13 protein-coding genes and 1 pseudogene are annotated in these 13,680 nt (G+C 32.3%); 11 read left to right on the forward strand and 3 right to left on the reverse strand.

The genetic code is table 11. The features are described 5' to 3' along the window. The first annotated feature begins 211 nt into the window (after positions 1-211). Complete coding sequence (locus ACIQYG_RS20320; RefSeq protein ID WP_402841646.1) at positions 212-535, forward strand: hypothetical protein; 324 nt, start codon at positions 212-214, stop codon at positions 533-535. Between the two features lie 527 nt (positions 536-1,062). On the opposite strand, the gene ACIQYG_RS20325 is transcribed toward ACIQYG_RS20320, so the two are convergent. Further along, a complete protein-coding gene (locus tag ACIQYG_RS20325) occupies positions 1,063-1,194 on the reverse strand; it encodes a hypothetical protein (protein WP_402841649.1) in 132 nt (43 codons plus the stop codon). Between the two features lie 180 nt (positions 1,195-1,374). After that, on the reverse strand, positions 1,375-1,977 hold the full coding sequence (locus ACIQYG_RS20330) for an NAD(P)H-dependent oxidoreductase (protein ID WP_402841652.1): 603 nt from the start codon (positions 1,975-1,977) through the stop codon (positions 1,375-1,377). Positions 1,978-2,233: 256 nt separating this feature from the next. On the opposite strand from ACIQYG_RS20330, the gene ACIQYG_RS20335 reads away from it, so the two are divergent. Further along, a complete protein-coding gene (locus tag ACIQYG_RS20335) occupies positions 2,234-2,599 on the forward strand; it encodes a winged helix-turn-helix transcriptional regulator (protein ID WP_402841655.1) in 366 nt (121 codons plus the stop codon). A 331-nt stretch (positions 2,600-2,930) separates the two neighbouring features. Here ACIQYG_RS20335 and ACIQYG_RS20340 read toward each other — a convergent pair. Beyond that, positions 2,931-3,125: pseudogene (locus ACIQYG_RS20340) on the reverse strand (tyrosine-type recombinase/integrase); the annotation flags it as partial. Between ACIQYG_RS20340 and ACIQYG_RS20345 the strand changes: the two are divergent. From ACIQYG_RS20345 to ACIQYG_RS20385, 9 genes are all read left to right on the forward strand, one after another. Further along, positions 3,120-3,452 (forward strand): hypothetical protein, encoded by a 333-nt coding sequence (locus ACIQYG_RS20345; RefSeq protein WP_402841657.1) that lies wholly within the window; start codon positions 3,120-3,122, stop codon positions 3,450-3,452. The pseudogene ACIQYG_RS20340 and the gene ACIQYG_RS20345 overlap by 6 nt on opposite strands. Positions 3,453-3,840: 388 nt before the next feature. Then, positions 3,841-3,978, forward strand: a complete 138-nt coding sequence (locus ACIQYG_RS20350; RefSeq protein ID WP_402841660.1) for a hypothetical protein — start codon at positions 3,841-3,843, stop codon at positions 3,976-3,978. 184 nt (positions 3,979-4,162) lie between these two features. After that, entirely contained in the window at positions 4,163-4,984 is an 822-nt protein-coding gene (locus ACIQYG_RS20355; RefSeq protein WP_402841979.1) for an NmrA family NAD(P)-binding protein, read from the forward strand. 1,086 nt (positions 4,985-6,070) lie between these two features. Then, positions 6,071-7,495, forward strand: coding sequence for an ABC-three component system protein (locus ACIQYG_RS20360; RefSeq protein ID WP_402841663.1), 1,425 nt, complete (start codon positions 6,071-6,073; stop codon positions 7,493-7,495). After that, positions 7,492-8,244 carry an ABC-three component system middle component 1 gene (locus ACIQYG_RS20365; protein WP_402841665.1) on the forward strand — a complete coding sequence of 251 codons (753 nt, stop codon included), beginning with the start codon at positions 7,492-7,494 and terminating at the stop codon, positions 8,242-8,244. The genes ACIQYG_RS20360 and ACIQYG_RS20365 overlap by 4 nt, the downstream gene beginning before the upstream one ends. Continuing rightward, complete coding sequence (locus ACIQYG_RS20370; RefSeq protein WP_402841667.1) at positions 8,234-10,570, forward strand: AAA family ATPase; 2,337 nt, start codon at positions 8,234-8,236, stop codon at positions 10,568-10,570. Before ACIQYG_RS20365 ends, ACIQYG_RS20370 begins: the two co-directional genes overlap by 11 nt. Positions 10,571-10,808: 238 nt before the next feature. Then, a complete protein-coding gene (locus ACIQYG_RS20375; RefSeq protein ID WP_402841670.1) occupies positions 10,809-11,615 on the forward strand; it encodes a DUF6602 domain-containing protein in 807 nt (268 codons plus the stop codon). A 789-nt stretch (positions 11,616-12,404) separates the two neighbouring features. Beyond that, a complete protein-coding gene (locus ACIQYG_RS20380) occupies positions 12,405-12,713 on the forward strand; it encodes a hypothetical protein (protein ID WP_402841672.1) in 309 nt (102 codons plus the stop codon). Positions 12,714-12,853: 140 nt separating this feature from the next. After that, a complete protein-coding gene (locus tag ACIQYG_RS20385; protein ID WP_402841675.1) occupies positions 12,854-13,354 on the forward strand; it encodes a hypothetical protein in 501 nt (166 codons plus the stop codon). Positions 13,355-13,680: the final 326 nt, after the last annotated feature.

Raw genomic sequence — 13,680 nt, forward strand, 5'->3', positions numbered from 1 at the left:
ATGCCGAGCTTACAATGATAATGGTTAATGATATGACTATGAAATCCGGTGAATTCTAGAGCAATCGTGAGATTGTGTTTAGTTAATTGAGGGAGGTTAGTTGCATAAAGAAATGCATGGGCATATTTTCCTTACATACGTAGGGCAGTATTTCTGTTAGGATGATTATCGGAACGTAATTATATATTGAATATAGGAACGAGGATAATGTATGAATGAAAAAAAAGAAGTTTTGCCATTAAGGAAATCTTATTGGAGTATTTTATCACTGGTTTGTGTTTTATTAGGAATTCTATTCTGGTTTATATTCTTTTTGGTTCCTAGTCAAAATATAGGTCTTGACCAAGGGTTTCCTATTTGGGCTTGGACTTTTATTATGAATCCAATTGGTATCATCTTGGCTGGGATAGGTTCAAAATACAATAATAAATTTTCTTTGTTTGGGATTGCAGGGAATCTATTTATGACATTTAGTATATTTTTTACTTGGTATATTGGTTATCTAGTTGAATGGCTGTCTTCCCTTATTCATTAAAATTACCTCTTAATATATGCTAAACGCTTTACTTTTTATAATTTTGGTTGTTGAACTAACTGGTGCTTTAGCAGAAGATCGGAGCTGTCTTTAAGGCGGTCTTTATAAAACTAACGGCAGTTTAGTTCCACAAGAAAATGATATAATTTTGGTATAAAACAAGATTTAGCTAGAGGTGAGAATATGGTCTGGCTGTATATTGGAATATCCATAATTGTTTTATTTGGAGTCATATTTATCGTTTATGGATTTAAACTTACTAAAAAACAACACACGAACGAAAAATATTTAGGAAATTCAGCAATTAATAACGCTTCAATAGGTGAAACCGTTGTTATATTTTTGCTATCTTTACTTTTAAAATTTATCCCGTATTGATGAAGAACTTCGTGATGCAGGTGTTATAAAACAAATAGGAAATAGTCTAGTTTATAAAAGTTTCCATTCAGTAAATATCTTTAATCAACAATTATAATAAGGGTATGACAAACTAACCAGGGTTGGTCATACCCCCTTTTTTATTTTTTCTAGGCTCTTTGTTCACTTTCCGAAAAGTCGAGCAAAGAAGCCTTTTTTTCAGCTTTTTCCGCTTCTCTTTCTGATTTAATCGTTTCTATTTCCTCTTTAGCAGCTGCCACTTCTTTTTTAGTGGATTCCACTTCCTCCTTTGCCATTAATAAAATTATCAAGACCTAAAGTAAAAAAGTCATAAAAAATAGAGGTTTATACATATTAGTCATAACTAATATGTATAAACCTCTTACTTCTTGTTCAACAAACGCGCCCGATTGCTGAACATGATAATTCCAAAAATGTATATTAATTTGCCTCGAACTGCCTCATCTGTCGACTCGAATATTTTCTTCCTCTAGTTGTTTTATATAGTTACGAAGGCGAATCTTCGGGTTTAATTCTACATTTGTAATATGCTGTACATACCGAATTGCACTTTGGGTGATTTCTTGGTCACTTATTCTATTTGAACGATATTCTACAAAGGGAGGAAGATAGGTCATGCCTACATAACTAGCAGATGCTTGGAATGGCTTTGTCAGTTCGCTTACTGAAAATAAATTATATCCACCGGCTTGAAAAGAATGTTCAGGTGAACCGATGGAAATAGCCAACACCCATTCCTTTCCTCTCAATTTAGTTCCACCAGGGCCATGAGCCCAACCAAAAGTAAAAACTTCATCAAACCACTGTTTTAAAAGTGCGGGACTGCTGTACCAGTACAAGGGAAACTGAAAAACAATGCGATCATGGGAGAGGAGTAGTTGGTGTTCAAATTTCACATCGATGGGTTGATTACGATATTTTTCATAGAGATCATGAACGGTTAAATCCGGTACACTTAAAAGTACTTCTTTCCACTTTTTATTTACTCGAGAGGATTCAATGTTCGGATGTACAACGAGTGCCAGTGTTTTCATATTATCCATTCCTTTCGTTCCTTTGATACGATTTTTCGTAGCATCGTGATCTACTACCCCATTATTGTGCAGAATTTTATTTTTGCAAAGTACGCTTTTTTTTCAGACTAAGTCCTGTGAAACGTACCATAGACGTCGCCTGATGTCGGTAAGTAGTACGGTAAACCGTACTAAGTATGATAAATCATCGTACTATTTTCATTCTGGATAATTTGATAAAATTACAGCTAACAAGATAAAGATCATGTGATCGGGAGATGGTAAGATGGGAGAGGAAATTCGCGATTCTAATAAGACACAGGGGATATTGGTCACTCTGCAGGTGATCGGAGGAAAATGGAAGCCACTCATTTTGTTTATTTTACTGCATCAAGGCACAAAGCGATTCGGGGAATTGAGACGTCTACTTCCGAATGTCACACAAGGAATGCTTACCAATCAGCTTCGTGAGTTGGAACGGGACGGACTCATCATACGCCGAGTGTATCAAGAAATCCCGCCCAAAGTTGAATATTTTTTGTCCGATCACGGAAGAACGTTAAGTTCAGTTTTGACGGAAATGTGCGGGTGGGGATTTAAGCATATCGAATGTATGAATAATACGAATGGGGACGACACGAACACCCTTTGATCTCAATGGAAAAAAGACTCTGGCAAAGGTGTCTTTTCCCTTTCATTTCGAACAACATGTACTTTTTTATCAGTACCCCGGCATAACTTCCGTCCTTAAAGCTGTTGATTACAAATAAAAGTTGTTACCTTCCGAAGCATTTATTCAACCTCTTATTCAATTAAATGGCACGATTGCTGAACAAAAAGTTGAATCCACTCTTCAATTAAACTGCCTTTTAATGGAATAACATACATTTCGAGTTGAACCACCTAATTGCCTTTTTTTACTCCAGAATATGGCCCGTTAATTGAACAAGCAGGGAGGGAGAGCATCGTTCTCTACATAAACTGTCGAAGCTGAACACACCGTTTTTAACTGCGTTTTCAAACGCCTTTCGTTTTGTCCCGTCTAACAATTTTGCATATCTCATTGTCATTTCAGGAGAGGCATGAGCTAAAAGCTCTTTAACAGTTAAGATGTCTGTACCATTATTAAGCATTTTAACTGCATACGTGTGCCTAAATTGATGTGTTTTAAAATGGAATCGCCACTAGAAACAAGAGTTGTTGTTACTGGATCTGATACAAAACTCCAAACTGCTGAGAGTGGATCCCAGTATAGAAAGATGAGCAAGTTAGAGCATAAATTGCTTAATGCAAGGAAAGTAAATAAAAAATACGGGTATTTCATTGACAATAAAAAGTCTGGTGTATTTCTAAAATCAGCTGGTGAAAAAGTTGATCCTATCTTTAATAAGGGTGAGGTATCAGGTGACGATGATGAATATAACATGGTTTTTGCTCCTGTCAAAACCCGTCAAGACTGCATTCTTGAAGTTGGTAATGATATTAAGATTCCACTAACAAGATAAATAATGGTTCGTTTTTAGCTGCCCTTAAATGATAGCTTTTTTGAATAAGAAGCAAAGCGTATAAAGAAATTCCAACCAACAACTCAATACCTTAAAGAACTACCATGAAAATAAGTTTCTTTACCATTTTCATTCTTTGTGGTGAATCGCCGATTTTTGCACTTCATGGATGGCTAACGGGGCAGTTATGCACAAGAAGTGACTTAAATATCACAATCTTTTCCGATGAACAATTCATCTGGTTTACCAGATACGCAGGCTAACTAGTGTCATATTTTATGATGAAATTAATAATTTTAAGGAAGGGAGGTGGAGCTTTGAAAATAAGTCAAATAGCTAAAATGACCGGTTTAGTTATCGATCCTTACGGCATTATGAGAAAAAAGGGTTGATAACTGCTTTTCGTCTAGACAATAATTATAGCGAGTTCGATGATTCGATTATCGAAGCTATTAATACAATCCAACTATATCTTAATTTAGGTCTAACAACCGACCAGATTAAAGATTATTCTGCATTGCCCTGAAGATTAAGGGTAAGACAAAAGGACGAGTATTGTGAAGCATTGCTGCAAATATATGAAACCAAGCTGAATGAAGTGATACGACAAAAAAAGGCATGGGATGAGGCGCAAGTCCGTTTAAAAAGCAAATCAACCTAATGAAGAAAAACCGGGATAAGTGGGTACCCGTAGAGGAGGAGGAAAACGGATGACCATATTAGTGACAGGCGCAACGGGGACAGTAGGGCGACACGTCGTGGACCAACTGATTCGAAGGGGGCAAAAGGTACGAGCATTGACACGTAATCCAGGTCAAGCCAATCTTCCTGCTGATGTGGAAGTTGTCGCGGGAGATTTAAGTGATCCGAGTACGCTAGTTTCTACGTTGGTTGGCGTAAGCGGCATGCATTTGATTACAACAGGCGCAGAATATACCCCGTTGGAAACGGGACCGGAAATCGTAGAACTTGCTGTGAAGGCTGGAGTACGCAGAGTTACTGTTTTATGGAACGGCGAGAAGGGTCCTTTCGAGAGGGCAGTTGAAGAAAGCGATCTGGAGTGGACCCAACTTCAAGCCTTTGAGTTTATGGCAAATGCGCGGAAATGGGCAAACTCCATACGCTCTGAGGGGGTAGTTCGAGACCTGTTTTGGGGATCACGAATTGCCCCTGTTCATGAAGCGGATATTGGAAGAGTCGCAGCAGTTGCACTGACTGAGGACGGTCATGCAGGTAAAGTATATACATTAACAGGGCCTGAGAGTTTGTCCGTTCAAGATAGAGTTCGGATTATTCGTGAGATCATCGGACGTGACATTCAATTTGTTGAGAGTTCTGAAGAAGAAGAACGTGAGCAGATGAGGAAGATGGGGGTTCAGGAGGATGCTATTGAGTACGTAATTCGTTGGCACCTTAATCCGCCTAAATCGGCTTATACGGTGATTCCAACTGTCGAAGAGATTACTGGCCAGCCCGCACGAACCTTCGCCCAGTGGGTCTCTGAACACGTGCAATATTTTAAAAAACCATAAATGAGGCGTTCCAAGGTAGCAACTAATTGAACTAATGAGTGCCTTAGCTGAACAAATCCACAAAAAAAGTCGGTTCCTTTACGTACTTTACGTAGAGGAGGAAATCGACTTTTTTGCTAGGTTTGAAATAAAATGAGGATTATTTTAAAAAACAGAGAGAACAATCAAAAGCTGGCTGGAAAGTCACACAGGATAACTATACTTTATCCAATCAATGAGTGCGACTAAATAAACAGGTGTTGGTGTTAGTTTACAATTTATCTAGTTTACATAATATATATTCAAAGTCCTGAAACGCTGACTTATCGGGAAGTTTACATAATTATGTATTCGAACCATCACTTATTGAGAAAGACTCTTATAGTTATAGGTTTCCAATTTTATTTATTATAGGAACCTGGAAGAATCATACATCCTATTCTTCTAATCGAAGATTAGCATATAAATGATTGTTCATCAATGATTAATATATCGGAATGCACAGGTATCAAAGAGCTTTAATTAAGTTCAAGTTCAATTCAATATTAAGGCAGCGACAATAATGAAAAAGATACCGTTAAATTAAAGTTGTTTCTTTAAACATTCGAACATAAATCTTTAACTTTTGAATCTAAGGAGTAAAGTAGATTTGATAAGAAAATGTAGGATCACCTATTTAAAGGAAGCTATTCGAATAGAGTCCCACAAGAAATATATGTAAAATGGCTGTATGGATCTGGAACATTTGTCCAATTTCAAAGACCTACTCCAATTATTTTACCTCTTCTGAGTCTCTTTTTAATTTGATTATATTCAAATCGTCCCATTAATACTTGAGCATCTGTTAAAAGTGCATCAGATTCATCACATTTTGGAGGTGGTTATAATTAATGTATCGTAAACATGGAATGTACTTTCAATAATTACTTGATCTCTCCTAACCGATTCATATCTACATCTAATACTGCATCATATTCTCTATAAAGTAATAATATAAATTATAGTGATAAAGAAATTAACACCAATAGTGTTATAATTTGTTATCATATATTAGGAAGATAAACCTCATTATCCTTATTATTACAATAAAGGAGATTATTATTAACTATGGATGTTGTTGAACCACTAATTGAAACGGTTACTGACTCTAAAGACATTGATAAAGCATCTTCTACTTGGAGCGGGTTTTTATATCAAGGGAAAGTAGCTATTTACACTGTACTAAAGTATATCAATCAATATTATCCCGATTTGAATGAAATAAAAAGGTATAAATTAGAAATAGAGTACTTAGAGGACTTTGCAATTTTAAAAGATAATCAACATTTTTCTCTACATCAAGTTAAAGCTAAACCAACTACAAACACCATTGGTTCATATAATGAAGCCAATTTAAATCTACTGGGTAAACTAGGAATTTACGAAACAGTACAAGAGGCTAGTTTACATACTGCGGTTGAAATAAAAAAATTCACAAAGGAAAACTTATTTGACAACCTAACGGGGTTCAATGTAGAGGGTAAAAAATCACAACTTGCGACCTACAAAAAGTTGGTTTTTCAAGATGAGAAATTTAATGGCTTATATAACAAATTAAAGATCTCTTGTAAAGACGGCATAGTGCCGATTGAACGTGTAATAGAGTTAAAAAAAATTAAAGATTATATTATATCTGAAATAGAAACCTTTTATTCTAAGTGTCATGATGAAAAACTTAGAATGAAAAATTCAACCATAGAAAATAAGAACTATATTTACTCGAATTTTATAAATATGATTGAGAATATGATTCATAAAGATCATTTAAAAGAGTTAAAAGAAAATAAGATTATTATAGATTTTGAGAGGTTTATAAACATTCTTGAAGATCAAAATGTATTTATTTTAACAAACAATACCGTTTCAGGTTTACTACTACACATGATTTCAGAAGATTTTCATCAATATTGTAGGTATTATAAAATATCAGATGATGATATGGATACAAGAGATGTCTGGTCAAAACATTTACATCATTTAAAACTATTCCAACCTAATGAATTTTTTCTATTGTGTCGTAAATTGACACCACATTTAGTGCTACAAAACAAAGGAAGCCTAAGTATAGAAGAATTTAGAAAGATTATGCAACCTAGTGGAGTATGCGATAGCTTTTTACATGGTGTCATACAATTAAGTAGAATACTTAAGGATCCCATACAAGCAGATTCTGCTTATGTAATACAAGATAGAGGGACATGCTACGTTCTTTCTACTATAAATGATAATGCTCCATATGCTTTTGAAGTAATCGGAGAAGATATTTACGAAAATCTAAGTCAGGATGACGACATGTTTAAGATGCTCTTTGAAATGGACGCATATATTAATAGTGGTATCCATGATAAAGAATTTACAGGAAATATAACAATGGTTCATTCCGATGTCGAGGCTGAAGTTATTACAGAGGAAGATTTAAAACAAACCATTACTAATCAGAAAACAATTCGTTTTGTTCAGGTTGATAGCATAAGTGAGGAGTTATTAAGATGATAGAATTAATAAAACAAATATTTTTAGAATCAAATTTTACAATAGAAAATAATTTAAGCGAAATAAAAAATGAACATTATACTGGTTTTTTCGCTAAAAGGTTAGCAAATCGAAAATTTGATTTTTTCTTAGTATTAGCCGTTAACGAGGAGTACATGTACTTAGAAGAGTTAGATGGTATTATGAAAAATCATTTAGAGCAAATTCTTCAGACGCAAGAATATCCAGGGGTAGATAAAAACTTGTCCATGTTACTTTTGACCAAAAGAAACAAAATCGAATATACAGATGAATTCAACAAAAAGGTTTATGACTTTGAAGAAAACCCTTTTCGCTTTAAGAAGTATCTTCTGCCTTTTACTACTCAACAACATTCACTGTTAAAGATGCTTCTAGATGAAGAATTCCGTTCTCAAGAGGTTATTCTAAATGAGGAAGACCAAGTAGTAAAGCAATTAGAAAAGATAATTTCAAATAAGAAATGGTTTACATTATTTAAGGATTTAGAAAAAGTAAATGGAACAGATGAAGCAAAAATCTATGATTTGGTTTCAAAAATTTATATTAAATTGCCATTCTTAAAAATCAAAGTCAACAAGGAAGAACTTCCTAATATAGCACAAGATATCAAAGATGAGATTTCAAATGACGATAAAGAAATAGTAGAAAGAATATTAAACATGGAAAACAATGACCCAAATTGGAATGACATATTATCGGTATTGGGGGTTGAATTGGATGAACTATAAAATCAGTGAACTTTATATTGAAAATTTTAAATCCATAGAAAAAACTCTACTTAGTTTTAAAGAAAAAGATTTAACGGTTCTCGATGGACCAAATGGTTTTGGTAAAACATCTATTTTTGATGCTTTTGAGCTGGCCTTAACAGGAAGTATAAGAAGAATTGTAGATATTAAAATTGCAGATGGTAAAAAGGGGTATGAGGATTATTTATTTGCAAAAGACCAAGACATACCAATAATTGTTAAGCTAAAACTTATCGATGAAAAGAACCAAGAATACATTATCGGTAGAAAAATTGATCATAGACCTTTATCAAGAAGCAAGAAAAAGCCAGGGGAGTTTCCCTCTACGTTGCATTTTCTGAGTAAGATGGAGGAAGAGTTAACATCTGAAAATGAATCAACTTCCTTAAATAAACTTTACGAAATTGAAGACTTTAAAAATACATATGGCCTATATCATTACGTAGAACAAGAAGAATCTACGCACCTTTTTAAAAAGTCAGAAAATGAACGTATGTCAGCAATAAGCAAACTATTTAATATTGAAAGGGAAGAAGCAGAAAGAGAAAAACTGTCGAAAGTAAAGAATAGGTTATCTTCAAATAAGAACATACTCTTAAAACGAATCCAAAGCATGGAAAAAAGTTTAGACTTAAATGTGGTAAATGAAAAAGAAACAAAAGTGGAATATGTTCAGTTACTCCCTTCAAAAGCGAGTAAAAAAGAAATTTGGGATCATAAAGAGGTTAAACCCTTAGACCTTGATCAAAAATCTCTATATTTTAATAGGATTGATAACTTTGAGTATTTGCTAAAGCATCTCGACTCTTTTAAAGCTGCATATAAAAATGAACAAATTAATAAATTAATCCATAGTCAGAGTAGAATAGAAGATGTATTAATTCTTTTTCACTTTCAAGAAAAAGTAGAAGGGTTAAAAATCGAACATAACATCAAGCAAAAGCTGAATCGCATCCTGGTTATGTTAGAGGGAAAAGATGTGTTAAATACTAATATTAATTGGGAAACAATTTATGAACACTTCACTTTACCAATTACTTTAGAAAATATAAAAGATAAGTTAACTATTATTAAAAATTTGAATCAAAATTCAACCCAATTATCTGGTATGATAGCGAATCTACTTAACACTAGAGAAAAATTAACAAAACAATTCGAAAAAATCGTGAATGGCGGCGGCACTAATAGTGAAAAATGTCCACTTTGTGGTACGGAGTGGGAGAGTTATAACGATTTAATAAATCAAATTACAAGTCAAACTAATCTATATAAAACACATCAAGACCAATCATCAAAAGAGGTAGCGTTACAAATTGAAGAACTTTATAATAAAATCTTTAATAAATTAATAGATGATATTAAACATTACTTAAGTGGTTTAATTAGTGATGAAATATACTCTATTTTAAGCCAATATTTCGAAAAGAAAGTTGATCCTTCAAAAGTAAAAGGTTTTTTTGATGATTTAAATATCAACATTGAAGAATATGTCTATAAAGATCTGCAAAATTTTCAGGATTTAGCTTCAAGAACAGAACAAGTTATAGAAAAGCTACGAGAAGCATTACAGGAGACAGGTGACTTTGATTATGAAAAATATACAGAGTTAAAGGATATTTACGACAATGTGTTTAATAAAGACGAAAAGATAATATCGGAAGTAGATATTACTAACTTTGTATTGAAAAAGGAATACATTAATTATTTATACTTCATGCAATCAAACATCCAATTTCAAAAATACATAAATCTTAAATCTAAATATGAAATAATAGAGAACGTATACACTTCAGTCTCAAATGCACTAAGCATATATAAAGTAAATATTGAAAGTTATCGTGCGAAGATGATTAAAGAAATAGAAATTCCTTTCTTTATATATTCAGGTAAAATAATCCAAAATTATCAAAGAGGAATAGGTATTTTTATTCGGGAAGATGAAGGAAGTGCGGATAATACTCAGATTAAGGCAATACGCTTTGTACCACCTCAAAAAACGGATCACGATATAGTTCATACATTTAGTTCAGGACAGTTATCTGCTACTGTTTTAGCTTTTACATTAGCGTTAAATAAAGTCTATAACAATAGCGGTCTTAATACGATTCTTATTGATGATCCAATACAGACCTTGGATGAGATGAACATGGTCTCTCTTGTAGAATTGTTAAGAAATGACTTTGGTAATCAACAAATTATAGTATCAACTCATGAAAATCAAATCTCATTATACATAAGATATAAATTTTCAAAATATGGTTACCAAACAAAAAAAGTTAATGTAAAAGAACAACTATATATTTAACCAGGAGCGCTACTTGGAGTGGAGAATTCATTTTAATAAAGAGGATGGAAAGGGGTAGGTGTTCAACAATGTTGGAGGAGAACAGGTAATGTTCTTCTCATTTTGCTTGCTGTCTACATTTACCTTTCCATCACGAATTGATTCTTATAAAACTCCTTATCCAAATTTTGTTCAAACATAGAACTATGTGAGTTTTGTAAAAAAATCTAAAAATTTGATAAGGAAGAAGGGAAATTGTATGAGATATAGTCAAGACTTACCGAGTTACTATAAAAGTTTTGCAAAAGAATTGGATGTAGTAAAAGACAGAATTAGAAATATAATAGGATCAAAGCATTGGGGATCTGATGGATCACATAAAGAAGCAGTTCTAAAAGGGATTTTAAAGAAATTCATACCATCTGAATTCGAAGTAGCTAGCGGATTTATAGTTAATGAAAAAGGAGAATGTAGTAAACAAATAGATATTTTGGTTTATCAGAATTCTTCTCCAATCCTATTTCATTCTACTGATTTTGTCATAATCCCTAATACATATGTTAAAGCTGTTATCGAAGTGAAGACAGATCTTAAGAGCGATACTTTAATAACAGCTCTTGATAATTTATTTTCTGCTCAACAAATAATAAATAAGAGTTCATCGGAAGTTCATACCGCAATTTTTGCCTATGATTATAATAGAGACGATGATCGTATTAAGGAACAGAATATTAGCAAAATGGGAAGAAATGTATTTGATAGAATAGAAAATTATTATAGATGCAAAGACAATTTCCTTACTGAAGAATTTTTAAGGACGTATGCCTTAGGAGCTTTGTGCATAAATCAAAAACTGTATGGCTTGCACTGGAATGAAGATACGAGGGTAAACTGTGAATTTGGTATATACAAAACCAAAGACGATTCTTTTAATTTTTTTGTATCTAACTTGTTAAGCAGTTTAGATTCTTACGTCACCGCTCCGAATACGCTATGGTACCCGAATGAAAAAGAATCAAGAATAATATTAAGAAAATCTTTTGGTGACATATACCACTCCTTATAAAAATTAAGTTTATGTCGCATCTTGATATAATGGAAGGTTCAGAAGAAGTATTTAGAAAAAGGAGTAAAAAATATAAAGGATAAAGAATAGTTTCACTAAATATACACTTATCGGAATTATTATAGTCCTGTTTATTATTTTATTAGCTAGGTACTGCTTAAGTATAAGTTAGTGAAATAATTTTATAAGTATTCCTCAGTACATACCTTATTCTTAACGAGGGAACTTATGAACAAAGAAGCAACTTTAATAAGAGCTACTTTGTTCTTTTTAGAGTGAATTAACAATTAGATTTATAAATGATTTTTTTCTTTTTGTAAGTACAGGAAACAGGAATTTCATAATTAGCTATAAAAATATATGGTAATATATGCATAAAAAATTCAAAGAGGAGAGAAATAATATCCACATATAATTGGACCAATTTTAATAAGATAATATGAAAAAACTTTACCATCATTGAAATTGCTGAAAATATCCAAAAATAATTAAAAATAATTAAATTTCATTAGGTATATTCAACAGGGAATATTTGAAATGAAATATTTATTATAAAAGAATAATCGTTGATTTAGGTAGAGAATTCTATGTTGCTAAGCTCTAATTGTTAAATAGCACTATTCTTTCGAAATTAAATGAAATGAAAAAATAACAGCAGACAAAAATGACCTTTCAAGTGTACTTTAAACGCTTCCTATATTGAAACGGAAATGAAGCTGCAAAATAGTGAAATGCATTTTCATAAAATAAGTTATTATATATTCAGTTTAAGAGTTAGGAGAAATTTCGTTGAATTTTAAAGATAAAGAAATAGATACTAATACAGAAGATAATCGGAAAAATATATGGAATAAAATTAAATTGTTTTTTAACAAGTTTTCATGTTTAAAGTCTCAATGGTTGCATACTTTAACTGGAACTTTTTTAGGAGCATTCCTAGGCTATCATTTTACTGTTTTCATATCAAATGGAGAAGCGAAAGAGGACTACGAATCTTTATTAAAGTCAAGTATTTATAATACCGAAATGGCTATTGCATCAGTAGACTGGTTAATGAATCAAGCGGAAGAACATGTGCTGATTCCCATTCTCTATTAACCAAAGAGAATGAAGAAGCGCCGAATGTATATGAACCGTATTCGATAAATACGACAGCAAATCTATTAATTGAAGAGAAAGATACCTATAAATATTTATCTGAAGCGTCAAAACGGTTTCTTCCTGAATTAGTTATGAATATGACTGGTGCTGAAGCTTATTATGATTTTGAAAAAAATGAATATATAAATTACTTAGCATTGAAACATATTTATAATAATTTAGTATGGCAATTAGAACAACTAGAGTTGGAAAAAGAATATTATGAGCATCCAGAATCATTTACAACTCATGATTTAGGTGAAGAGGAATTAGAAAACTTGTATTCCGCTTTAATTAAATATTTAATTGTGGATGAACCTGAATCAAATAGCTGTCCAGAAATTTCAAAAGTAGAAAAAGAAGTCCTGATAAAAGTCCTAAAAGAAGATCGATTTATCGTAAAGAGGATCCAATATGCAATAGCATATAATGCCATTGAACATGAATGGGAACTGTATGAAAAGAGCAAAACAGAAGAATTAAAAGTAAAAGAACGAGAAGAACTAAATTCTCTTATTGATGAAAATTACCGTAAATCTTACGATAATGACTATTTAACTGATGAGGAATATGAGGGGTTTTTCGGAAACTGCTCTTAGCACGTCATAAAAATAACAAACGGTTTATATTTTTTTTAAAAACAAACGCAGAAAAATATAAAATACTTGAAAACGGCAGATTAATTCTGCCGTTCTTTTCTAACAATTAACTTGCTCCCATATAACTCACTAATTTTTGGCGTCTCATTTCTAAAGTTACAAGAATTTACACGATAATTCATTTCTAATTCTTTGGGGTAGTGGATCATGTTCTAAAAATTTAAGAATATTAATTTTTAACAATTTTTCAACAAGGGACATGTTTATAATTCAAGTTTGTGAAGGATTTTAATAACTCTAAGGTGCTTAATAAGAGAGTTTGCAGA

The organism is Peribacillus sp. NPDC096622 (assembly GCF_044762665.1).
GTDB classification, from domain to species: Bacteria; Bacillota; Bacilli; order Bacillales; family DSM-1321; genus Peribacillus; species Peribacillus frigoritolerans_B.

Bases quoted from the DNA above. Each gene is read 5' to 3' on its own strand.
- ACIQYG_RS20320 (WP_402841646.1), top strand. From the start codon at position 212: ATGAATGAAAAAAAAGAAGTTTTGCCATTAAGGAAATCTTATTGGAGT.
- ACIQYG_RS20330 (WP_402841652.1), bottom strand. From the start codon at position 1,977: ATGGATAATATGAAAACACTGGCACTCGTTGTACATCCGAACATTGAA.
- ACIQYG_RS20335 (WP_402841655.1), top strand. From the start codon at position 2,234: ATGGGAGAGGAAATTCGCGATTCTAATAAGACACAGGGGATATTGGTC.
- ACIQYG_RS20345 (WP_402841657.1), top strand. From the start codon at position 3,120: ATGGAATCGCCACTAGAAACAAGAGTTGTTGTTACTGGATCTGATACA.
- ACIQYG_RS20355 (WP_402841979.1), top strand. From the start codon at position 4,163: ATGACCATATTAGTGACAGGCGCAACGGGGACAGTAGGGCGACACGTC.
- ACIQYG_RS20360 (WP_402841663.1), top strand. From the start codon at position 6,071: ATGGATGTTGTTGAACCACTAATTGAAACGGTTACTGACTCTAAAGAC.
- ACIQYG_RS20365 (WP_402841665.1), top strand. From the start codon at position 7,492: ATGATAGAATTAATAAAACAAATATTTTTAGAATCAAATTTTACAATA.
- ACIQYG_RS20370 (WP_402841667.1), top strand. From the start codon at position 8,234: ATGAACTATAAAATCAGTGAACTTTATATTGAAAATTTTAAATCCATA.
- ACIQYG_RS20375 (WP_402841670.1), top strand. From the start codon at position 10,809: ATGAGATATAGTCAAGACTTACCGAGTTACTATAAAAGTTTTGCAAAA.
- ACIQYG_RS20385 (WP_402841675.1), top strand. From the start codon at position 12,854: ATGACTGGTGCTGAAGCTTATTATGATTTTGAAAAAAATGAATATATA.